The following is a 21,305-nucleotide window of genomic DNA, read 5'->3' on the forward strand; positions in this document are numbered from 1 at the left end:
GTTCTCGGCGCTGGCGTTCAAACTGATGACTGACCCGTATGTCGGCCAGCTGACGTTTGTCCGGGTGTACTCAGGCGTGCTGAAAAAAGGCGACAGCGTATATAACCCGGTGCGCGGCAAGAAAGAGCGTATTGGCCGTATCGTGCAGATGCACGCCAATGACCGTATCGAGATCGACGAAATCCGTGCCGGTGATATTGCCGCCTGCGTGGGGCTGAAAGACGTGACAACCGGCGAAACGCTGTGCGACCCGTCTGACATTATTACGCTGGTACGCATGGAGTTCCCGGATCCGGTTATTTCGCAGGCCATCGAGCCGAAAACCAAAGCCGATCAGGAGAGAATGGGCATTGCGCTTTCGCGGCTGGCGTCTGAAGACCCGTCGTTCCGCATCCGTACTGATGAGGAATCCGGTCAGACGATCATTTCCGGTATGGGTGAGTTGCATCTGGAGATTATCGTCGACCGTATGAAACGTGAGTTTGGCGTGGAAGCTAACATCGGTAAACCGCAGGTCACGTACCGCGAAACGGTGCGTAAAACGGTGAAAGATGTGGACGGCAAATTTGTGCGCCAGTCCGGCGGTAAAGGCCAGTACGGCCACGTGGTGTTCACGCTTGAACCTCTGCCGGCAGGCACCGGTTTTGAGTTTGTGGATGCGACCAAAGGGGGTGTTGTTCCGCGTGAATTTATTCCTGCCGTTGAGAAAGGGGTAACGGAAGCGCTGAATAACGGCATTCTGGCGGGGTATCCGGTCGTCGACGTGAAAGTCACGCTGACGTTCGGGTCGTACCACGAGGTCGATTCCTCTGAAATGGCGTTCAAAATGGCGGCGATCTTTGGTTTCAAGGAAGCGGCCAAACGTGCGGACCCGGTGATTCTCGAACCGATGATGAAAGTGGAAGTGGAAACGCCGGAAGAGTATGCCGGTGGCGTGATGGGTGATTTGTCGTCACGTCGCGGCACAGTGCAGGGCATGGAAGAGATCGCGGGCGGCGGCGGTAAGATTATCAAAGCCGAAGTGCCGTTGTCTGAAATGTTCGGTTATTCCACCGTTTTGCGGTCAATGTCGCAAGGCCGTGCAACCTACAGCATGGAGTTCAATCACTATGCCGAGGCACCGCGCAATGTCGCTGAAAACATCATTGCATCGCGTGGTAAATAAGCGTTAAAACGTTAAAACTTAAAAACTAAAAGGGTTCGGCAATGGATGCCGAACCCTTTTTTTGGGTTTTAAAAAAATTAACTCACCAGTTTGCTGGTGATCGTGGCAACGTGTTTACCCTGATGCACGGCAATACGCAGCTCTTCGGCACTTGGCTGACGTGAGCCATCGCCACCGGCGATAGTGGTCGCGCCATAAGGCGTGCCGCCGCGAACCTGTGAAATATCGAACAATTCCGGGGTGGTGTAACCGATTGGCACGATGATCATGCCGTGATGGGCGAGGGTGGTCCAGGTCGACGTGATAGTCATTTCCTGACCGCCGCCTGTGCCGGTTGAGCTGAATACGCTGGCGACTTTGCCTGCCAGTGCGCCTTTGGCCCACAGACCGCCGGTTTGATCAAGGAAGGTGCGCATCTGACCGGTCATGTTACCAAAGCGGGTTGGTGTGCCGAAAATGATGGCGTCGTAATCAGCGAGTTCTGCCGGAGAAGCAACGTCTGCCGTTTGACCGGTTTTGCCACCCGCAGCCTTAAACGCTTCTTCAGGCATGGTTTCAGGGACGCGTTTTATCGTGACTTCAACACCGGGTACGCTGCGTGCGCCTTCGGCAACGCTTTGCGCCATCGTTTCAATATGACCATACATGGAATGATAGAGAACCAGTACTTTTGCCATTGTTAACTCCTGTTGAGGTGATGTTGTTACCGGATGGGGTGCAGACTTCTGGCCGGTAATTCGGGCGAAAATCCCGCTTAAAAATCCCACGTTAACTCCTGCGCCAGACTCAGCGTTGTGATGAGCAAGAGAGTTCATCGTCCGCGCATAAGGCGTGACTTACAAACGCAATTTTTTGAACAGACTCTTCAATTAATTAGGGCATGTAGACTTATTTATCGAGCCACTTATTCCCGGTGGGGTATGAATGGGACATCACTGCCTGACTTAAAATTTAGCATCGCCACTTGCTCTGCAATGCTTTACGGCATGCAGGTGCCGTAAATGTTAAACACCGTCCGGGCTCAGTTAGCGGGAAAATTTTAATCATAAAGCCATTTTCCAGCCCGCGCAGATTCTGCGAGCATTTTGAGTGTTAACGGCAGCGGTTCTTCGTAATCATCTCCGCATGTACATAGCGCAAAGATAGATGAGCCAGATGCTTCAACAGGCCAATATTTCACGAAATCAAACCCCTGAGGGTCAACCTTAAATTTCTCGAAATATTCTTTCATTATATCGTCGCCTGTCTCACATGCCCACACATAGCGTCCGGTTGAAAGACTTGTATCAATGGTGACGGGCCAGCATTTTTTTGAGAAATAACCCGGTTTGTTAAACCGCTCATTGTACCAATCAATGATGTCCTCGTTGCTTACCATAGGCGGTCTTTCTCGTTGGCAATGGTGTTGTAGCGGTTAGTCGCCTTATAGGCAATGGTGGCTACGTCGTCGGCTAATATTACCCATCCGAGAATGGGGATCCATCTACCCGTGAATGCTCCCAGATTTGTTACATATGAGAACTTTAACTTTCGGATGCTCCCATTCGTGAGCGTGGGCCAATGCTTCACTTCAATATTGAGCCATTGACGCAAATGATAGCTCAGAGTAGATGTACCCGGAGTAGCTCCCAGTGGTTTCGCGCGCGTCGCCTTCATGGGTTGTCCGAGAATGATCAGTGCAAGGTTCGCAAAATCAGCAATGCCAATTTGCTTACCAGTTTCATCAAGAAAAACCCAGAAAAACAATTCTCCAGCGGATAAATTAGATAGCCCGCTGAAGTAATAACCACTGACTTGTTCGGTAGTATCCATATTCTGTTACCCCGTCACACGCTCATTCCATGCATCGCTGTATTGAATGTTCCCATCCAAATATTTCCATGTGATTTTCTGATAGCGTAACTGGATAGCCTCTTTATGGCCGACATTAACAACAGTTTTTGTATCGTGCATCATGGGGACAACGGAGACAATTTTTACGCCTTCCAGGAACATGTTGAAGTATTCAACTTCCTGCCCAGCATCACTAATCCGGTACCATTTCAATTCTGCCGACTCCAGTGTCTGACCCGTCGCAACAGCCTTGTATAGATACGGGCTGGATGAATCAAAGTCCTTCTCAACCTGCATCGCACCATGAATACGTGTTCCTGTTAGTTTACCGGTACCGTTATCTGTTGGGATGCTCAGAGAGTGACCGAATGAGGTAATTTCAATTGAATGCTCGCGACCATTAACGTCCACAGAACCTTTAATCAGCGCGCCGCCATCATCCTTCAACCATAAATAAGCTGGTATAGCCATTCTTTAAATCTCCATATGAAAAGTAAGGTTATGTTAAAGCAAGCGGAGCGATATTCGCATGGTTAATTTGACTTAAGTTTGGTCTGGCGTAGGTGCAGTGCCCTTAAGATAAACCGGGAGCAGCTTGTGTGCCGCTTTGAAGGGATTCAGATTCAGTAGGAGCGGGTGAATGAGCGAGCGGGCCTATGGGGCAAAACATATCCTCAAATTTCGCTAAAGTTCTTTGTTGGCGATTATTGCTGATTCTAACCCACTTATGATAAGCAACGACGATGTCATCGAGTGTTACAATCCTTTCAACGGGTAGCTATGTGCGGGCAAGTGAAACGGGTGTTGAAATCTGGGATGGGGAGATTCGGGGCAGATCGCGCTGGATTTTATAACGGTAAGATTGAAAACAGAATTCAGCGCGATTTTATGCCGCGCCCATCCTCCATACCTCAATTTAATACGTGTTTAAAATATCTGCCGTGCATTTTGCGCCGGTCACCTTTTCTATAAAGTGACACAGGCTCTTCGCTGCCTCGATTTTATCGTTATAAATCTGTGAGGTATGAATACCGGTCATGCTGGAGAAATGGTGAAAATGGTTGAGTTTAATTAAACGCAGCGTCAGTTCTTCCACTTCAACTCTGTTCAGCCGGTAAACATACCCTTTGTCTTTCAGTGTATGCAGAAACAAAACGCCGGTAGACGAACGCTCTTTTCTGGTCAGGTCTATCACATGCATGGGAGCAAAACGTCCTTATTAATCCCTGCGGTCATTACCGCGCTGATCATTGTTCCAGCTGACTAACACGGACACTTCTTCAGGTTGCGCGCTGAACTTGCTCAGCGTCGCGGTGTGCCCGTTATTCATGATCACCGAGACGGCGACACCGGAGATCCCTTTGGAAAGCGGCGTCTCCTCCACGCGCTGAAGCATTTTCAGGCAGGTAAGCTGCTGTTCCGGCGACAGATGTTTAAACTGATCGGTATGATGTCTTTTCATGTTGTCGCCCGACCGTAAATCTGACCGTTGCGCATCAGAACCAGCTTGTGTGTGCGCTTGTAATAAATCGCTGTGAAAATACCTTTGCGATAGACCTGAGCATCCGCGTTATCTTCATCAAGATATGCTGCAGTCCCTTCGATATACCCTTGCTTATCGCCGGGAAAGATTTTGATATCTATTCCCTTAATCTTCGCGTGAATGACTTTTTTCGTCGCCTGGGCGTACTGACTGGCGGCATTTTCCATGGCCTGCTTCAGTGCCGCATTTTGTATACCGGTCTGGCGATTTTGCTCGGCGAGGTAACAGGTATCTTTTGAAATCCCCTGTGCCTGGCAGTTCGCCATTCTTGACGCCTGAGTGGAACAGCCTGCGAGCAACGTGATAGCTACAATGACAAAAATTTTTTTCATATCAGTCTGCCTTTTCCTGAAGTGAGGCCAGCCCTGTGGGGCTGGCTGTTTAATGAGTTTAGAAGTTCCAGCCAATACCTGCGGAAGCACCGACACCGTTATTTGTGTCGCCGGTTACCGCTAATTTGGTCACTGTTTTTGCGGTGATATGGCCTGATACACCCACCGCAATGGCAGACTGATTACCATAAGTGCCCGCACCGGCACCGACCATGAAGTCAGAACCTGCTTCTACCTGTGGGATCCCGACAGCAGCGAGGGCTGACGCGGTGCCTGCATTAGCCTGATCTTTGTTGTCATCGACTTCAGATTTCAGGTCAGAGAACTTTTTATTGGTGTAATCATTTGCCTGGCTCAGCGTGTTGGCATCACCCACTGCGCGGCTGTGAGATTCAGCAAGGACCTCGGCGTGATCTTGTTCAGCGGCTGCGTTCAGCGCCGTGATTTGTTTATCGTAATAAGTTGAACGAACTTCTTGCTTAACCACCGGTTGCTGAGCTGGGGTTGAGGTGACTTCCTGAACTGTGGATGAGTTTGCAGCCCGTATTGGCGTTTTATCAACAGTTGACTGTTCGGTCAACGTTGGTGCGACGGCCAGTTTTTGCGGCGTGGCCTGCGGAGTTGCCTGCGGCGTCAGCTGCGCGGTCAGGGTCGGCGTGACGGGCAGTTTTTGCGGCGTGGCCTGCGGGGTTGCCTGCGGCGTCAGCTGTGCGGTCAGGGTCGGCGCGACGGCCAGTTTTTGCGGCGTGGCCTGCGGGGTTGCCTGCGGCGTCAGCTGCGCGGTCAGGGTTGGTGCGACGGCCAGTTTTTGCGGCGTAGCCTGCGGGGTTGCCTGCGGCGTCAGCTGCGCGGTCAACGTTGGTGCAACAGGAAGTTTTTGCGGTGTGGCCTGCGGGGTTGCCTGCGGCGTCAGCTGCGCGGTCAGGGTCGGCGCGACGGCCAATTTTTGCGGCGTAGCCTGTGGGGTTGCCTGCGGCGTCAGCTGCGCGGTCAGGGTCGGCGCGACGGCCATTTTTTGCGGTGTAGCCTGCGGAGTTGCCTGCGGCGTCAGCTGCGCGGTCAGGGTCGGCGTGACGGCCAATTTTTGCGGCGTGGCCTGCGGAGTTGCCTGCGGCGTCAGCTGCGCGGTCAGGGTTGGTGCGACGGGCAGTTTTTGCGGCGTAGCCTGCGGAGTTGCCTGCGGCGTCAGCTGCGCGGTCAGGGTCGGTGCGACGGCCATTTTTTGCGGCGTGGCCTGCGGGGTTGCCTGCGGCGTCAGCTGCGCGGTCAGGGTTGGTGCGACGGGCAGTTTTTGCGGCGTGGCCTGCGGGGTTGCCTGCGGCGTCAGCTGCGCGGCCAGGGTCGGCGTGACGGTCTGAGTGTGAGGCGCGGCCTGCGGTGGTGCTGGCTGAATGATTTCCGGCGCTGACTGGTTTAATTTATCCCCAAGATCTATTAAGAGATTTTCATGGCCTTCGCTACGAAGCGCTTCCCGCACAGTGGCCTGTTCACTGGCGGTCATGTTTACCCACTTCGCTGTGAAATTTGAAAACCCCATATCGGTGTAGTCTTTCAACAAATCAGCATGTGCTGCAGAGGTCGCCGTCATCGTCATCACAACACCTGCCAGCACACGCCGGACTGTTGTTGCGGATACACCAAAATAGCGTGCCAATTCTGATTTATTACGGTTCCCCGCTGTGTAGGCAGCGATGATTTGAGTGTTGCGCTCTGTAACATGGGAATTCATAAGTTTTTTCCGACATTGAAATAAGTATCTGATAGCGACAAATAAGAAGCATTATCAGAACGCTCTTCTTGTCTCCCTATGAAAATCATACATGCCGTGAATGTGACTTTCTTCACACATTCACCATGCATTTGACTTATGTCAAGAAACGTAAACTTATAGCGCTACATGAATATGTTTCATGTAGCACGTGTATTTGTCGCTATTGGGCGCTTTTTGTTGTGTCTGAGAGGGTAAAAACTAGGATTTTTCGTAGCGATTAGCGACGGCATGAAATCTCTACGAGATTCCTGTACAATGCGCAGGGTTATAAGGACTGGAGATAAGTGAATGGCAGATAACGCAAAAGAATTCCTGGACTATGTCCAGCGGCTCGGAATAGATCAGCCCGCGTTGTGTATTCTGCTTGGACTGCCACGCAGCACCCTGAATAAGTGGATTAACGGTACTGTTACTCAAATCCCACAGGTGGCCGTGACGGCAGTGAGAATGCTTTGGTTTATGCGCGAGAGTGATGAAGTGCTGTTTGAGAAGTGGGCAATGGTGCAGGATTTTGGTGTGACAGCGGATTACGCGGCCAATGATAAAGCACAGATGTTTTTGCATACCATCAGGCGGGAACCGAGTGCGCCGATTAAAAAATTACTCACGAAATAGATGTTGAATCTGACTTCACGACGTTGTCAGAGACACCCTAAATCAGGCGATTAACCCGTTCAGGGCCACGGAGTAATCGCCTTTTTTATCGTCCGATATGTTAAACCACCACGTCGAAGATCATCTTAACCGGTTCGATATTGGTGAAGTTGGCCACATCCGCCACAAACTCCTCAGCGTGATCCTTCATACCTTTCTCAAAATCTTCCATAGAGCGGCAGTAAATGTGGCAGGCCGCGATAAATGGCGTATCTGCCGGAGCACCATCCTGGATCTTGTCGATGGCATAGGAGTGGCAATACGCACCCATCTTTTCTTTGATCAGCGGTAAATGCACATTGCGGTAGTACTCATGATCAAAGGTTCCGTTTTTGACATTTGGGTATAGTACACTGTATTTAATCATTTTTTATGAACCTTTTTGCAGGAATGAAAAACATATTTTAGCGTACACCCGCCGATCCCGCCGCGCCTTTTGTGCCCGGCGTCACACCCCGGCTGACGATGTACTACGCTTAAAAGATCTTAATTTCAGGGAGCTTACATGGGTTTTTTAGAATGGACTGCGGCGGTCGGCGGACTGCTGCTGGTTATGTCACTGGCATCAGGCTGGATTTCGCGTGCGCCTGTGACCACCTTTGGGGTGTATTTGGCAGCAGGCATCATCTGCGGCCCCTGGGTATTGAACTTATTACACGTTGACCTGGTGGAATACTCGACGCTCACCGCACGCTTTACCGAAATCGCCATGGCGGCTTCGCTGTTTATCACCGGCCTGAAATTGCGTTTGCCGTTCCGCTCGCAGAGCTGGCGCGTCGGTGTGCTGCTGGCTTTTCCGGCGATGTTGTTGACGGTGCTGAGTGTTACCGCGCTGGCCCACTATCTGGCAGGGATTTCCTGGCCGCTGGCTCTGGCGCTGGGGGCAATCATTGCGCCGACCGATCCGGTGCTGGCGAGCATGATTGCGGTGAATGATGCCAATGACGACGACGGATTGCGCGTGGCGCTGTCCAGCGAAGCGGGGATGAACGACGGTTCTGCGTTACCCATTCTGATGCTGGCACTGATGCTGTTTACCGCGCAAGACGGCCTGTCATCGGCGGCACTGTGGGACTGGGCCTGGCGGGATGTGGTCTGGGCGCTGATGGGCGGGCTGGCGATTGGTTACGCGATGGGACGGCTGGTCGGGCTGAGTGCGACGCGTTTCCACAGCCGTCAGCGTTCGGTGGCGCCGAGTGATTTTCTGGCGCTCGCGTTGATCGCACTGAGTTATGCCGTCGCGCAAAGTGTCGATGCCTCTGGTTTTCTGGCAGCGTTTGCGGCAGGCGTCGGGTTACGCAGTGCGGAGTTACGTGTCTGGACGCTTAATCCGCCGGAAGATCTCACCGAAGGCACGCGCCCGCCGCCGGCAGAAGGGCTGGTCAATCCGCATCAGCGGCATTCCATGTCGGCGGAACGGCCTGCCAATTCTATCGGTCTGATGGTCGGAGACGCGCTCTCGTTTGGTGACACCATTGAAAGATTGTTCGCAGCCGGGATTGTCACGGTGCTGGGCATCACGCTTGCTGAACACTGGGAACCGATGGGGCTTGTCTTCGCAGCGCTGCTGTTTATCGTTATTCGTCCGCTGTCGGTGTACATCACGACTCTCGGCGTGCGCGTGCCGCGCGGTCGGCGGCTGATGATCGGCTGGTTTGGTATTCGCGGGATAGGCAGCATGAACTACATTGCTTACGCTTATACCCACGGGCTGAAGGGCGCAGAAGCCAGTTACATGACCAATATCGCGTTCACGGTCATTGTCGCCAGCGTGGTGATCCACGGCTTAACGGTTTCGCCAGTGATGCACTGGCGGCAGGCGAGGCGGGAGGCCGCGCAGGAACAGGAGTGATCGCCGCAGAAATACTTGTGGGATAAATAAAAACGGACGCTCAGTGGCGTCCGTTTTTATTTTACCGGTCTAACTCAGGCCGTCTGCTTTTTGCCGAGACTGAACATGAACAGCACGGCTGCTGAAAGCACCACCGAAGGACCGGCCGGTGTATCGTAAAATGCCGAAAGTGCCAGACCGGCCGTTACCGCCACAATCCCGATAGCCACTGCCACTGACGCCATCTGTTCCGGCGTTTTGGCAAAGCGGCGGGCCGTGGCGGCAGGGATGATCAGCAGGGAGGTGATGATCAGCGCACCGACAAATTTCATCGCCAGGCCTATCGTCAGCGCCGTCACCAGCATCAGAATCACCCGCGAGCGTTGCAGATTGACGCCATCGACGTGCGCCAGTTCCGGGCTGATGGTCATCGACAGCAACGAGCGCCATTGCCAGCACAGCACGGCGATCACCACCGCCACACCGCAGCCGATCATCCAGATATCGCTGTAAGTGACGGACAGCAAATCCCCGAAAAGATACGCCATCAGATCCACGCGAACGCCGGACATCAGGCTGACAACCACCAGGCCGAGTGACAACGCGCTGTGCGCCATAATGCCGAGCAGGGTATCCACCGCCAGATGCGGTTTACGTTCGAGCACAACCAGCACCAGCGCCAGCAGTAAGGTCACGGCAATCACGGTGTAAAACGGATTGATATTGAGCAGCAGGCCAAACGCCACGCCGAGTAAAGACGCATGCGCCAGCGTGTCGCCAAAATAGGACATCCTGCGCCAGACCACGAAAGAGCCCAGCGGACCGGCGGCAATCGCCAGCAACACACCCGCCAGCCAGCCGGGTAATAATAGAGCGATCATGCGTCACGACCTCCGCTGTTGCGCAAAATGACTTTTCCCTTCAAATCGTGACGATGGTTGTGGTTATGGCGGTAAATCGCCAGTTGTTCCGCACCGCGGTTACCGAACATGGCGATAAATTCAGGGTGTGTGGACACCACTTCCGGGGAGCCGGAGCAGCAGATGTGCTGATTGAGGCACAGCACTTCGTCCGTTTTCGCCATCACCAGATGCAGATCATGCGACACCATCAGCACGGCGCAACCCAGCTCGCAGCGCAGGCTGTCGATCAGGTTATAAAGCGCCAGCTGACCGTTGACGTCAACGCCCTGAGTCGGTTCATCCAGCACCAGCAACTGCGGGCTGTTCATTAATGCCCGCGCCAGTAATACACGCTGATTCTCACCGCCGGACAGTTTTTGCATCGGCTGTTCCAGCAGGTGTGCCGCCTGAACGCGTTTCAGCGCAGGCAAAATGTCGGCTTTTTTAACGCCGGGCTTCAGACGCATAAAGCGGCTGACGGTCAGCGGCATGGTGGGATCAAGGTGAATTTTTTGCGGAACGTAACCGATGCGCAGGTTGGGTTCGCAGGTCATGGTGCCCTCGGTTGGCGCAATCAGGCCAAGCACGACGCGCACTAACGTCGATTTCCCTGCGCCGTTCGGGCCAAGGAGGGTGAGAATTTTTCCCGGTTGTAACGCCAGCGAGATGTTAGACAGCACGCGGCGGGAACCGAAAGTGACCGAAATATTTTTAAGCGTTGCTAATGTGGGCATGTCATTGGGTCTTGCAGAACAAATCGGATGTTATAATATTGCGTTTCGCGAAAAATAACCAGTTTTCCCCCAACATGAAGATGAGTTCACCCCGCATGATACAGAAAAAAAGCGTTAAACGGATGTTCCTGGCTGCCGCAATCCTCAGTTCCACCGCGGCTTTCAGCGCGCAGGCCGCCGTTCTGGCGTCTGTTCGTCCACTGGGTTTTATCGCTTCAGCCATTGCGGAAGGTGTGACGCCAACGGAGGTGCTGCTGCCGGATGGCGCATCGCCACACGATTTTGCGCTGCGTCCTTCTGACATTCAGCGCATTCGCAGTGCGGATCTGGTGGTGTGGGTCGGGCCGGAAATGGAAGCTTTTATGACCAAGCCTGCCGCGCAGTTATCGGCGAACCGTCAGGTCGAAATTGCCACGCTGGCGGCGGTAAAACCGTTGCTGTTGAAAGGCACGGATGATGACGAACATGACCACGATCACGGCACCGGGCATGACGATGAAGAGCATCATCACGGTGAATACAACATGCACGTCTGGCTGTCTCCGGAGATAGCTCGCGAGACGGCGATCGTGATCCATAACAAACTTCTCGAACTCATGCCGCAGAAAAAGCAACAATTAGATGCAAACTTGTCACGTTTTGAGGAAAGCCTGACAAAAACTGACAAAAATATTGGTACTATGCTGCAGCCTGTGCAGGGTAAGGGATATTTTGTTTTTCACGATGCTTATGGCTACTTTGAAAAACACTTCGGCCTTTCGCCACTTGGTCACTTTACGATCAATCCCGAAATTCAACCCGGCGCACAGCGTTTACATCTCATTCGAACTCAGTTGGTTGAGCAAAAAGCGACATGCGTTTTTGCTGAGCCACAATTCAGGCCAGCCGTCATATCGGCTGTTGCCCAGGGGACAACAGTGCGTATGGGCACATTGGATCCGCTGGGGAGCGGCGTTGCATTGGGTGCGGACAGCTACGTGAACTTCCTGTCACAGCTGACGAACCAATACCTGAGCTGCCTGAAGTAAGCTAAAAGGACAGAATTAAGTGCAGCTGATCGCCCGATCTATCGCTATGGCGTATAGCAACCTTCCCCGGCCCCACCGCATCATGCTGGGGTCGCTTACCGTTGTCACACTGGCCGTTGCCGTCTGGAGGCCGTTAGCCTATCACCCGGATAACGACCTCTCAGATACCCGACCTATTGTTAAAAGTATCGCCCTCGACCACGAACAGTTGCGTTCGCTGCTTCCCGAAGCCAGTGAGCCTATCGATCAAACTTCACCCGCTGACGATGACATCCCACAGGATGATCTCGACGATAAAATCGTCAACGAAGCGGGCGTGCATGAATATGTGGTGTCCACCGGTGATACCCTCAGCAGCATCCTGAATCAGTACGGCATTGATATGTCCGAGATCGCGGCATTATCCGACGCCAACCGGGATTTGCGTAACCTGAAAATTGGTCAGCAAATCTCCTGGACCCTCAATGACGCCGGCGACTTACAGCGCCTGACGTGGGAGAAATCCCGCCGCGAAACCTACACATTTGACCGCACCGGTAACGGCTTTAAATCTTCCCTCGAAACCCTGCAGGGCGACTGGAAAGACAGCGTCATCAAGGGGCGGCTGAACGGCAGTTTTGTCACCAGCGCCAAAGCCGCAGGGCTGAGCAGTTCTGAAGTCAGCGCCGTCATTAAAGCGCTGCAATGGCAGCTCGATTTCCGTAAATTACAGAAAGGTGATGATTTCGCCGTTCTGATGTCTCACGAAGTGCTGAACGGTAAAAATGAACAGAGCCAGCTGCAGGCGGTTCATATGCGCACCGGCGGTAAAGATTATTATGCGGTGCGTGCGGAAGACGGTAAGTTCTACGATCGTACCGGCAGCGGCCTGGCAAAAGGCTTCCTGCGTTTCCCGACCGGTAAGCAATATCGTGTGTCATCTAACTTCAATCCACGCCGTCTGAATCCTGTGACTGGCCGTGTGGCACCGCATCGTGGCGTCGATTTCGCCGTGCCGGTGGGAACGCCGGTGCTGGCCGTCGGTGATGGCGAAGTGGTTGTGGCCAAAAATGGCGGGGCGGCCGGTAACTATGTTGCGATCCGCCATGGCCGTCAGTACATGACCCGTTACATGCACCTGCGTAAGTTGCTGGTCAAACCGGGCCAGAAAGTGAAACGTGGCGATCGCATTGCGCTTTCAGGTAACACCGGACGTTCTACCGGTCCGCACTTGCATTTTGAAATGTGGATCAACCAGCTGGCTGTCAATCCCCTGACCGCCAAACTGCCTCGTACCGAAGGGCTGACAGGCAAAGATCGCAGTACCTATCTGGCCACCGTTCGCGAAGTCGTGCCGCAACTCAAGCTGGACTGATTATTCAGGATCCTGCCCCGTGCTACATGCTGACGTGCAGTGATTTATTGCAAAATAAATCACTGCACTTATCATTAAGCCAGAATTTGTCATAAGAGCCTGAGTATGCAGCCAGAAAAAGAAAAACGAACGCCTGTTGAATTTATTCCGCAATTTCAGAAAGCCTTTTACCATCCGCGTTACTGGGGCGTCTGGCTGGGCGTCGGTGCGATGGCCGGTATGGCATACGTGCCTGCCAAAATACGTGATCCGATTTTAGGCAGTCTTGGCCGCCTGGCCGGGAAATTCGCCAAAGGTGCGCGCCGCCGTGCGCAAATCAACCTGTTGTACTGCCTGCCAGACACACCGGAAGCTGAGCGTGAACACATCATTGATGAAATGTTTGCCGCCGCACCGCAGTCGATGGTGATGATGGCTGAGCTGGCGCTGCGTGACCCGAAAAAAATCATGGATCGCGTTCACTGGCACGGTAAAGAAATCATCGACCAGATGCAGGCCGCGGGCAAAAACGTGATTTTCCTGGTGCCCCATGGCTGGGCCGTGGATATCCCGGCGATGCTGATGGCGGCAAGTGGTCAGCCGATGGCGGCCATGTTCCACAATCAAAAAAATCCGCTGACCGACTATTTATGGAATACCGTGCGCCGTCGTTTTGGCGGCAGAATGCACGCCCGCAACGACGGCATTAAACCCTTCATCAGTTCAGTGCGACAGGGATACTGGGGCTACTATCTGCCCGATCAGGATCACGGTGCGGAGCACAGCGAGTTTGTCGATTTCTTTGCGACCTATAAAGCCACGCTGCCCGCCGTCGGCAGGCTGATGAAAGTGTGCCGCGCGGCTATCGTGCCGCTGTTCCCGGTGTATAACGGCCACGAGCAACGGCTTGATATCTTTGTGCGCCCGCCGATGGACGATCTGGCCACCGCCGATGACGTCACCATTGCGCGCCGGATGAATGAAGAAGTGGAATTGCTGGTGGGGCCGAATCCTGAGCAATACACCTGGATCCTCAAACTGCTAAAAACCCGTAAACCGGGCGAGCCGGAACCTTATTCCCGCAAAGAGCTTTTCCCGAAAAAATAACGGTGAAAGAAAAATAAAAAGGCTGAGTGTCAAACCTCAGCCTTTTGCTTTTTAGGCAATCCTGGTGCGCGGGTCAGCTTTTTTGCGTTTTCGACAAAAACGCGGCAATCAGCACCGCTCCGGCCAGACCGGCAACCAAACCCGCCAGCATAAAGATGCCGCTACCCTGGGCGAAATAGAGTTTTTTCGCCACTTCGATACCCGCAGCAAACACCACAATGGTGATAAGCCCGAGCGCCGCCGCCACGGTGCCTTTTCCGGTCGGGCTGGAAAACAGTGTCAGCCGGTAAAGTCCGGCATTCACCAGCCCGGTACCCAGTGCATACAGGCCAAGCCCGGCGATAATCCATTGCCACGCGTGGGTCATGAACAGGGCTGCACCGGCGGCGATCGCCAGCCCCAGCGTTATCGGGATCAGTCCGAGCCAGATGGGGGTACGGATGTTAACGTTGCCGCTGAGTTTGCTCAGTGCGATATTGCCAATGATGAGCCCGGTGAACACCGGCACCTGCAACCCGCCGTATTGCAGCGGCGTCATTCCGGCATCCTGAATCAGCCACACCGGCGACTGCGCGACCCATGCCAGCAGCGGCAGGGTGATAAGCCCGATGGACAGCGACCCGAGGATCACGCCTTTATTACTCAGCACTTCGCGATAATCAGCCAGCAGGCGGCGCATTGAAAAGCGGCCATCACGGCCCGTCGCTGTTTCAGGCATGCTGCGCCACAACCCCCAGAATGAGAGTGCCGACACCAGCGAGAACAGGGCAAACATCATTTTCCAGGGCGCGTAATGGATGAACGCCGCACCGGCCAGCGGCCCGAGCAGCGGGGCGATAAGCGTGATATTTGCCATCAGTGCCATCAGTTTTACGCTCAGCGTTTCATCAAACGCTTCCTGAATCGCGGCATACCCGACGGCGCCGATAAAGCACAGACTCATCCCCTGCAAAAATCGCATCAGAATGAACTGTTCGATACTTTGCGTGAAGACAGTCAGAAAACAGGTCAGGGTGAAAAAGGCCACGCCGGTGAGCAATACCGGCCTGCGGCCAAGCCGGTCAGAAAGCGGGCCGAGCAGCCATTGCAGTAAAATACCGCCGCACAGGTAGGCGGTCAGTGACGTGGACACCCAGTCAGCGCTGGCGCTGAAATCGCTGATCACCTGCAACATGCCCGGCTGGATCATATCGTGGGCGATGTAGGTGGCGAATTCGAACAGCACCAGTGACAGCGGGAAGAGCCACCGGCGAACATTCAGCCCTGAGGCAGGGTCGGAAACGGACGACATAACAATCATTCTCCACGACGTAAAATCAGAAAAGCGCGGCCCTTTCAGGCCGCGCTAAAAACGCACCAAATAAATCTGTGTTTAGTATTTGTTGGCGTAGGCTGCGATCGGGTTCTCCAGCGTACCGGCGAATTTCAGGTTTTGTGCCGGATCGGACAGGTTGATCATCTGTTGATTGTTCGCCAGTTGCAGACGGTTCAGGCAGGAGTGGGTGAACTCCGGACCGAACATGTCATAGCGGGCAAATTTTTCGGCCAGTTCGAGATACTGAATCTGATAATCGCGCACCACTTCCGCCACCACCTGCCAGAATTGTCCGGCAGGATAGTCACCATGCTCTTCCAGAATACGGGCGATAAAGCGGAATACCCCGGCGAAAACGTCGGTGAAAATTGACAGAATTTTCAGCTCTTCCGGGACATCCACTGCCAGACGTTTGGCTTTTTCTGGCAGACTGGCATGCGGGTTCATCACTGCAATTTCTTCAGCAATATCCTTCATGAACGCATTCACCGGGATGTTGTTTTCAAAGCGCAGGATCAGGTTTTCGCCGTGCGGCATAAACACCAAATCATACTGGTAGAAGCAGTGCAGCAGCGGGCTGAGATACGCATGCATGTAGCGCTTGAGCCAGTCGCTGGTGCCCAGACCGGAGGATTTAATCATCTCAACAATCAGCGCATCGCCATGTTTATCGGTATGCAGCAACGCGGCCATGGTCATCAGCCGCTGATTAGGTTGCAACTGCGCCACCGGGTTTTCACGCCACAAGGCCGCAAACATTTTCTTGTAGGCGCTGTCGCCTTTGATGGCCTCTTCGAAGTAATGGTTGTGATAACCGAGGGACGCCACTTCCTGTAAAATTTTGAAGCCGGTGGACTGCAGATACGTATCGTTTTCCACCAGCTCTGCCAGCCATTCATTAATGCCCGGTGTGGTCGCCATGTAATAAGGCGAAAGCCCGCGCATAAAGCCCATGTTCAGAATGGACAGCGCCGTTTTCACATAACGGTGACGCGGCTGGCTGGCGTTGAAGAAAGTACGGATCGACTGCTGTGCCAGATACTGATCTTCACCTTCGCCGAGGAAAATCAGGAACTGACGGGCGATGTCCGGGGCGAAAACGGTGAGTAATTTATTCTGCCACTGCCACGGATGCACCGGCATGAAGTAGTAGTTTTTTGGATCGACGCCGATATCCACCAGCTTTTGCGTGAACGCACAAATTTGCGCGTCGCCCAGCTCTTCGGCGATCAGTTTTTCATACGGCAAATTCTCCGTACTGGCGAAATGCGCTTTGTCGTGATGTACCGCCACCCACACTAATTTCAGCGGATTCGCGGCCTCCGGGGCATAACGCACATAATCACCTGCATCAAAACCGATGCGACCATTGTTGGCAATAAAGCTCGGATGACCTTCCGTCATGCTGGTTTCCACGGTCTGGAAATCGGCTTCTGTCAGTTGTCTGGCGGTGGTGTGATTGTTCGCCAGTTTGTAGGCGCTGCTGTAAAGCGTGCTGCTGATTTCTTCCATATAGGTCGGCAGCATGGCCTGCGAAATGCCAATCTGATCGGCAAATTCAATGATGAATTTCAGGGCATCAAGCGGCTGCGCGGTGAAGTTGTCCAGACGCTGAATGCTGTCGAGATCGATCATCCAGTCGTTGAGAGGCAACTGGCGTGCGCGGAATCGGTATTCCACCTCAGACGCCGGAACGGCCAGCCGGTAAGCGGTCCAGACGCCGTCGGACTGCAATGCTTCAGGGGCGAGCAGGCGTTCGTGGGTCAGTTCGGACAGGCATTTACGCAACAGCAGGGCGTTAGCCCTGGACCAGATCTCAGGTTGCAGGTGCTGGCCGGATTGCAAGTGATCAGATGTCATGTGGGTGTTTTCCTTCTGGCTGGCCTGCAAAAAATCTTCACGCTGGCAAAATGCCAGCCAGGCCGTTTTGTGTGTCAGTTGAACCTGTTTCTGATAACGGAAACCGGCACGTTTATTCAGGATGTGGATCTTCTCGTTGCGCACGTCTGGCTCGACCACCACGCGTCTGACGTCGGGCAGGCTGAACAGGTATTCCATTACCGCGGAAAACACCTGCCAGCTAAAACCGGGCAGCGGTTTTTCTGCCGGTGAAAGCAAAATGTGCATGCCGATGTCGCCCGGCTGGACGTCATAATGTTCACTCAGCGGATCATCCTGCACCGGATAGCATTCGATTAAAAAGCGCGGCTGGCCGTCAATCTCGCCCATCAGCGCCGAATGGGGTTTACCGGCGGTCAGATCACGGTAAAACGCCTCAACTTCCGCGACGCTGCTGTTCTGCATTCCCCAGAAATGGGCGTAGGGACGGGTCATCCATCCGTGCAACACCGGGGCGTCCTGCGCCAGATTCAGCGGGCGCAGGGTCAGCAATCCGGCGTCACGCGGGCAGGAAAACAGGCTGGCTGGGGTAGTATCAAACATATCCTGATCTCCTTATTGGTCTGCCAGACTGCGGGCGCAGAAAGTCTGGAAGGCGATGGATTTTTCCACTGTGTAGAATTCTTTGCCGAGCATTTCGCGGATGATGGTGCTGTTGCGGTAGCACGCCATACCCAGATCCGGCGTGACGAAACCGTGGGTATGCAGCTCGGCGTTTTGCACGAAAATCTGGTTGTGCGCATCAATGCTGTAGTTACGGTTGACGGCGTAGCGTCCGGCTTCATCCCAGCGGATGCGGTTGTGGATCCCTTCGATAAACTGCGGCGGCTGATAGCTGTAGCCGGTGGCGAGGATCACCGATTCGGTTTTGTGGCGATATTCCTGCTGCTGTTCATGGTGCAACAGGTGCATTTCAAGGGTGCCGTTGCGGTTGCGGGTGAGATCCGTCAGCTCGGAGTGCGTGTACATATCGACCTTCAGCGGTCCGTCGAGGCGCTTGGTGTACATCAGATCGTAGATATCGTTGATCAGGCTGGCGTTGATGCCTTTGTACAACCCTTTTTGTTCGCGGTTGAGCTGGTCACGTTTGCTCATCGGCAGGTCATGGAAATAATCGATGTACTCCGGCGAGGTCATTTCCAGCGTCAGTTTGCTGTATTCCAGCGGGTAGAAACGGGGGGCGCGGGTCACCCAGGTCAGATGGTAATCGTACTTTTCGATATCTGAGAGCAAGTCGTAATAAATCTCCGCCGCGCTCTGGCCGCTGCCGACCACGGTGATGGATTTGGCATTTTGCACCTGCTCTTTATTTGGCAGGTAAGCCGAGGAATGATGCACGTTGCCACCGGCCTGACGGGCGCAGGCGGGCATCCACGGCGATGGGCCGGTGCCGAGCACCAGACGTCTGGCGCGGTAAACCTGCTGATCACCGCTTTTGGTGGATCGCGCGTGAACCAGATAGCACTCCAGCGCGGTATCCCAGGTCACCAGTTCCACACGGGTGGAAAATTGCAGGCTGGTAAGCTGTTCGCATGCCCACTGGCAGTATTGATTGAACTCTTTGCGCATCATGAAGAAGTTTTCACGGATGTAAAAAGAGTACAACTTGCCTTGCTGCTTCAGGTAATTCAGGAAGCTGTAACGGCTGGTCGGATCGGCCAGGGTCACTAAATCCGCCATAAACGGGGTTTGCAAATGGGCACTTTCCAGCATCATGCCGGTGTGCCAGTCAAAGCCGTCATTCTGGTCTAAGAACAGGCCGTTCAGCGCGTCCACCGGCTCGGTCAGACAGGCCAGCCCGAGGTTGAACGGGCCGATGCCGATGGCGATGAAATCATAAGTTTGTGTGGTCGGGTTGATGTTCATAGTACAGCTCCTGTTACCGGTTTTTAGCGGCGCTCAGCGCGGCGGCAGTCAGTTCTTTGCCGTAATGCGTGATGAGGCCGAGCACATCGGCGATGTCTTCCGTGGTGGTCATCGGGTTGAGCAGGGTGAACTTCAGGTACTGGCGCTGATGGACTTTCGTGCCGGCAATCACCGCGCTGCCGTCGCGGAAAATCGCTTTGCGGATGTCGGCATTGATCGCATCAATCTGTTCATGGCTCATGGACAGGCGCGGAACAAAGCGGAACACAAGCGTGCTCAGTTCGGGCTTATGCAGCACCTCGATATTCGGGTTGTTTTCCATCATCTGATGGGTTTCGGTGGCACGTTGCAGCAGCACGTCGAAGGACTCACCCAGCGCCTGCTGGCCCATGACGCGCAACGTCAGCCACATTTTCAGGGCATCAAAACGTTTGGTGGTCTGAATACTTTTGTTCACCAGATTTGGCGTGCCCTCCAGCTTGGCGCTCAACGGATTGAGGTATTCCGCATGGTGGGTAACGTGCTCCAGATGGCTGTGATCGCTGACCAGAAACGCGCTGCAACTGACCGGCTGGAAGAAGGATTTGTGATAATCCACGGTAACCGAATCGGCCAGATGAATGCCTTCGATACGCTGACGATGCTGCGGCGACACCAGCAATCCGCAACCGTACGCGGCATCGGCGTGCATCCAGATTTTTTCTTTACGGCAGATCTCTGCAATCTCATTCAGCGGATCAATGCTGCCAAAGTCGGTGGTGCCAGCGGTGGCAACAATCGCAATCGGGATCAGGCCTTCAGCATGGCAGCGCTCAATTTCGGTTTTCAGTGCACCGATGTCCATGCGAAACGCACTGTCACAGGCCACCGGCACCACGGCGTCATAGCCCAGGCCGAGCAGGGCGGCGGATTTTTGAATGCTGAAGTGGCTGACCTGAGAGCTGAAGATGCGCCAGCGGTTCGCTTCCGGTGGCAGCCCCTGATGCTTGATGCTGTGCTGCGGGCGGGTGCGCTTGCAGTAGCTGTCGCGTGCCAGCAGCATCGCCATGAGGTTTGACTGGGTGCCGCCGCTGGTGAAAATGCCGTCCGACTGCGCGCCGAAACCGATGCGCGCCAGCGTCCAGTCGATCACCTTCTGCTCAATCAACGTCCCGCCTGCGCTCTGATCCCAGGTATCGACGGAGGAGTTGATCGCGCTGATAAATAACTCCGCCAGCTGAGAGGGAACCACCGTCGGGCAGTTGAGGTGAGCAAGGTATTTGGGATGATGGAAATAGACGGCATGCTGGAGATATAAATCATCCAGTTCTTCCAGCGCCAGCCGGGTTCCGGCTAAAGGTTTGGTTAAATCAATATGACGAAACTGCTCAGCTAATTCAGCGGGCGACACGCCGGAAAAAGGTTTTTCCGTATGGTTTATGTGAGATTTAATTAACGCAATGCCTTGCTCGATCTGCGCCTGCCATTCCGGCGTGCTATTTTGATTGAAAATATAGCCCTGATTTTTGCTTATTTGGGTCTGCATTTCGGCAGGTGTTTGCATTAATTCCCAATTATTCATCTGGCTCATTTTGGCACCTTGTTTGTGTGGCATTTATTCCGCTGCGGGCGTGGGGCGTCCGCCCGGAATTTACAGGGATCATGTTTTGAACGTGTGCGTCTGCGGGCAGGGCCGGTGGCCACGCCTGCAAAGAATGTGCTTTTAAAGTCTGATTTAACAAAAATCTACAGTGTTTTCTCTTGTCTGATTTCCTTAGTGCGGATTTATACAAGGATTTAACGAATGCGAATCATTATAAATGCAAATCATTATCATTCAACGTTGGCATTGAACATTTATCACATACCGGCGTATTTCATGTTTTTATGTGACGAACATCACATAACTGGCCGGTGATGAATCAAATTACTGATAATCCCACCGGAGTAATCTGTATTTCTTATTCATTTTTAGACATTCAGACGGCAGCCTGAGAAGGCAAAAAGTTATAT

The 21,305-nt window shown here is 53.7% G+C and carries 21 protein-coding genes; 6 read left to right on the plus strand and 15 right to left on the minus strand.

Translation table 11 applies throughout. The annotated features are described in order from the left end of the window. Positions 1-1,165, plus strand: a 1,165-nt coding sequence (locus ACO0U8_RS19670) for an elongation factor G (protein ID WP_421671459.1), incomplete at its 5' end; no start/stop codon positions are given. Between the two features lie 77 nt (positions 1,166-1,242). On the opposite strand, the gene wrbA is transcribed toward ACO0U8_RS19670, so the two are convergent. The 8 genes from wrbA to ACO0U8_RS19710 form a co-directional block, all read right to left on the minus strand. Beyond that, a complete protein-coding gene (wrbA, locus tag ACO0U8_RS19675; RefSeq protein ID WP_421671460.1) occupies positions 1,243-1,842 on the minus strand; it encodes an NAD(P)H:quinone oxidoreductase in 600 nt (199 codons plus the stop codon). 362 nt (positions 1,843-2,204) lie between these two features. Beyond that, positions 2,205-2,543, minus strand: a complete 339-nt coding sequence (locus ACO0U8_RS19680) for a DUF1493 family protein (RefSeq protein ID WP_421671461.1) — start codon at positions 2,541-2,543, stop codon at positions 2,205-2,207. Next, positions 2,537-2,977 carry an STM2901 family protein gene (locus ACO0U8_RS19685; RefSeq protein ID WP_390972287.1) on the minus strand — a complete coding sequence of 147 codons (441 nt, stop codon included), beginning with the start codon at positions 2,975-2,977 and terminating at the stop codon, positions 2,537-2,539. Before ACO0U8_RS19685 ends, ACO0U8_RS19680 begins: the two co-directional genes overlap by 7 nt. Positions 2,978-2,983: 6 nt before the next feature. Then, entirely contained in the window at positions 2,984-3,469 is a 486-nt protein-coding gene (locus ACO0U8_RS19690) for an Hcp family type VI secretion system effector (RefSeq protein WP_421671462.1), read from the minus strand. A 445-nt stretch (positions 3,470-3,914) separates the two neighbouring features. After that, complete coding sequence (locus ACO0U8_RS19695; RefSeq protein ID WP_421671463.1) at positions 3,915-4,199, minus strand: hypothetical protein; 285 nt, start codon at positions 4,197-4,199, stop codon at positions 3,915-3,917. Between the two features lie 18 nt (positions 4,200-4,217). After that, a complete protein-coding gene (locus ACO0U8_RS19700) occupies positions 4,218-4,460 on the minus strand; it encodes a hypothetical protein (protein ID WP_421671464.1) in 243 nt (80 codons plus the stop codon). Continuing rightward, entirely contained in the window at positions 4,457-4,873 is a 417-nt protein-coding gene (locus ACO0U8_RS19705) for a hypothetical protein (RefSeq protein ID WP_390972284.1), read from the minus strand. Before ACO0U8_RS19705 ends, ACO0U8_RS19700 begins: the two co-directional genes overlap by 4 nt. Before the next feature lie 58 nt (positions 4,874-4,931). Next, positions 4,932-6,467, minus strand: a complete 1,536-nt coding sequence (locus ACO0U8_RS19710; RefSeq protein WP_421671465.1) for a YadA-like family protein — start codon at positions 6,465-6,467, stop codon at positions 4,932-4,934. A 465-nt stretch (positions 6,468-6,932) separates the two neighbouring features. Between ACO0U8_RS19710 and ACO0U8_RS19715 the strand changes: the two genes are divergently transcribed. After that, positions 6,933-7,259 carry a hypothetical protein gene (locus ACO0U8_RS19715; RefSeq protein ID WP_056769987.1) on the plus strand — a complete coding sequence of 109 codons (327 nt, stop codon included), beginning with the start codon at positions 6,933-6,935 and terminating at the stop codon, positions 7,257-7,259. A gap of 100 nt (positions 7,260-7,359) precedes the next feature. On the opposite strand, the gene ACO0U8_RS19720 is transcribed toward ACO0U8_RS19715, so the two are convergent. Next, a complete protein-coding gene (locus tag ACO0U8_RS19720; protein ID WP_056769988.1) occupies positions 7,360-7,665 on the minus strand; it encodes an EthD family reductase in 306 nt (101 codons plus the stop codon). 138 nt (positions 7,666-7,803) lie between these two features. Between ACO0U8_RS19720 and ACO0U8_RS19725 the strand changes: the two genes are divergently transcribed. Continuing rightward, a complete protein-coding gene (locus ACO0U8_RS19725) occupies positions 7,804-9,150 on the plus strand; it encodes a cation:proton antiporter (protein WP_421671466.1) in 1,347 nt (448 codons plus the stop codon). A gap of 74 nt (positions 9,151-9,224) precedes the next feature. Here the strand turns inward: ACO0U8_RS19725 and znuB are convergent, their stop codons facing one another. Both znuB and znuC read right to left on the minus strand, forming a co-directional pair. After that, positions 9,225-10,010, minus strand: a complete 786-nt coding sequence (gene znuB, locus ACO0U8_RS19730; protein ID WP_056769994.1) for a zinc ABC transporter permease subunit ZnuB — start codon at positions 10,008-10,010, stop codon at positions 9,225-9,227. Continuing rightward, positions 10,007-10,765 (minus strand): zinc ABC transporter ATP-binding protein ZnuC, encoded by a 759-nt coding sequence (znuC, locus tag ACO0U8_RS19735; protein WP_056769997.1) that lies wholly within the window; start codon positions 10,763-10,765, stop codon positions 10,007-10,009. The genes znuB and znuC overlap by 4 nt, the downstream gene beginning before the upstream one ends. A 95-nt stretch (positions 10,766-10,860) precedes the next feature. Here znuC and znuA point away from each other — a divergent pair, with 95 nt between their 5' ends. The 3 genes from znuA (at position 10,861) to lpxM (ending at position 14,233) form a co-directional block, all read left to right on the plus strand. Continuing rightward, complete coding sequence (gene znuA, locus ACO0U8_RS19740; RefSeq protein WP_421671467.1) at positions 10,861-11,793, plus strand: zinc ABC transporter substrate-binding protein ZnuA; 933 nt, start codon at positions 10,861-10,863, stop codon at positions 11,791-11,793. A gap of 19 nt (positions 11,794-11,812) precedes the next feature. After that, complete coding sequence (gene mepM / locus ACO0U8_RS19745; RefSeq protein ID WP_122095104.1) at positions 11,813-13,147, plus strand: murein DD-endopeptidase MepM; 1,335 nt, start codon at positions 11,813-11,815, stop codon at positions 13,145-13,147. A gap of 105 nt (positions 13,148-13,252) precedes the next feature. Further along, positions 13,253-14,233: a lauroyl-Kdo(2)-lipid IV(A) myristoyltransferase gene (gene lpxM, locus ACO0U8_RS19750; protein WP_122095105.1), complete on the plus strand. Its 981-nt coding sequence runs from the start codon at positions 13,253-13,255 to the stop codon at positions 14,231-14,233. 73 nt (positions 14,234-14,306) lie between these two features. On the opposite strand, the gene ACO0U8_RS19755 is transcribed toward lpxM, so the two are convergent. The 4 genes from ACO0U8_RS19755 to ACO0U8_RS19770 form a co-directional block, all read right to left on the minus strand. Then, positions 14,307-15,524: an MFS transporter gene (locus ACO0U8_RS19755; RefSeq protein WP_056770009.1), complete on the minus strand. Its 1,218-nt coding sequence runs from the start codon at positions 15,522-15,524 to the stop codon at positions 14,307-14,309. An 81-nt stretch (positions 15,525-15,605) separates the two neighbouring features. After that, on the minus strand, positions 15,606-17,990 hold the full coding sequence (locus tag ACO0U8_RS19760) for a GNAT family N-acetyltransferase (protein WP_421671468.1): 2,385 nt from the start codon (positions 17,988-17,990) through the stop codon (positions 15,606-15,608). 12 nt (positions 17,991-18,002) lie between these two features. Continuing rightward, positions 18,003-19,313, minus strand: a complete 1,311-nt coding sequence (locus ACO0U8_RS19765; protein ID WP_421671469.1) for a lysine N(6)-hydroxylase/L-ornithine N(5)-oxygenase family protein — start codon at positions 19,311-19,313, stop codon at positions 18,003-18,005. Between the two features lie 13 nt (positions 19,314-19,326). After that, positions 19,327-20,883: an aspartate aminotransferase family protein gene (locus ACO0U8_RS19770; RefSeq protein WP_321186529.1), complete on the minus strand. Its 1,557-nt coding sequence runs from the start codon at positions 20,881-20,883 to the stop codon at positions 19,327-19,329. Between the last annotated feature and the right edge of the window lie 422 nt (positions 20,884-21,305).

The sequence above is a fragment of the Rahnella sp. EDr1-12 genome (assembly GCF_049206505.1).
In the GTDB taxonomy this organism is placed as follows: Bacteria; Pseudomonadota; Gammaproteobacteria; order Enterobacterales; family Enterobacteriaceae; genus Rahnella; species Rahnella rivi.

Coding starts and splice junctions, on each gene's coding strand:
- ACO0U8_RS19685 (WP_390972287.1), bottom strand. CDS start 2,977: ATGGATACTACCGAACAAGTCAGTGGTTATTACTTCAGCGGGCTATCT.
- ACO0U8_RS19770 (WP_321186529.1), bottom strand. CDS start 20,883: ATGAGCCAGATGAATAATTGGGAATTAATGCAAACACCTGCCGAAATG.
- znuC (WP_056769997.1), bottom strand. CDS start 10,765: ATGCCCACATTAGCAACGCTTAAAAATATTTCGGTCACTTTCGGTTCC.
- ACO0U8_RS19765 (WP_421671469.1), bottom strand. CDS start 19,313: ATGAACATCAACCCGACCACACAAACTTATGATTTCATCGCCATCGGC.
- ACO0U8_RS19700 (WP_421671464.1), bottom strand. CDS start 4,460: ATGAAAAGACATCATACCGATCAGTTTAAACATCTGTCGCCGGAACAG.
- wrbA (WP_421671460.1), bottom strand. CDS start 1,842: ATGGCAAAAGTACTGGTTCTCTATCATTCCATGTATGGTCATATTGAA.
- znuB (WP_056769994.1), bottom strand. CDS start 10,010: ATGATCGCTCTATTATTACCCGGCTGGCTGGCGGGTGTGTTGCTGGCG.
- ACO0U8_RS19695 (WP_421671463.1), bottom strand. CDS start 4,199: ATGCATGTGATAGACCTGACCAGAAAAGAGCGTTCGTCTACCGGCGTT.
- znuA (WP_421671467.1), top strand. CDS start 10,861: ATGATACAGAAAAAAAGCGTTAAACGGATGTTCCTGGCTGCCGCAATC.
- ACO0U8_RS19755 (WP_056770009.1), bottom strand. CDS start 15,524: ATGTCGTCCGTTTCCGACCCTGCCTCAGGGCTGAATGTTCGCCGGTGG.
- ACO0U8_RS19720 (WP_056769988.1), bottom strand. CDS start 7,665: ATGATTAAATACAGTGTACTATACCCAAATGTCAAAAACGGAACCTTT.
- ACO0U8_RS19725 (WP_421671466.1), top strand. CDS start 7,804: ATGGGTTTTTTAGAATGGACTGCGGCGGTCGGCGGACTGCTGCTGGTT.
- lpxM (WP_122095105.1), top strand. CDS start 13,253: ATGCAGCCAGAAAAAGAAAAACGAACGCCTGTTGAATTTATTCCGCAA.
- ACO0U8_RS19705 (WP_390972284.1), bottom strand. CDS start 4,873: ATGAAAAAAATTTTTGTCATTGTAGCTATCACGTTGCTCGCAGGCTGT.
- ACO0U8_RS19680 (WP_421671461.1), bottom strand. CDS start 2,543: ATGGTAAGCAACGAGGACATCATTGATTGGTACAATGAGCGGTTTAAC.
- ACO0U8_RS19760 (WP_421671468.1), bottom strand. CDS start 17,990: ATGTTTGATACTACCCCAGCCAGCCTGTTTTCCTGCCCGCGTGACGCC.
- ACO0U8_RS19710 (WP_421671465.1), bottom strand. CDS start 6,467: ATGACGATGACGGCGACCTCTGCAGCACATGCTGATTTGTTGAAAGAC.
- ACO0U8_RS19690 (WP_421671462.1), bottom strand. CDS start 3,469: ATGGCTATACCAGCTTATTTATGGTTGAAGGATGATGGCGGCGCGCTG.
- ACO0U8_RS19715 (WP_056769987.1), top strand. CDS start 6,933: ATGGCAGATAACGCAAAAGAATTCCTGGACTATGTCCAGCGGCTCGGA.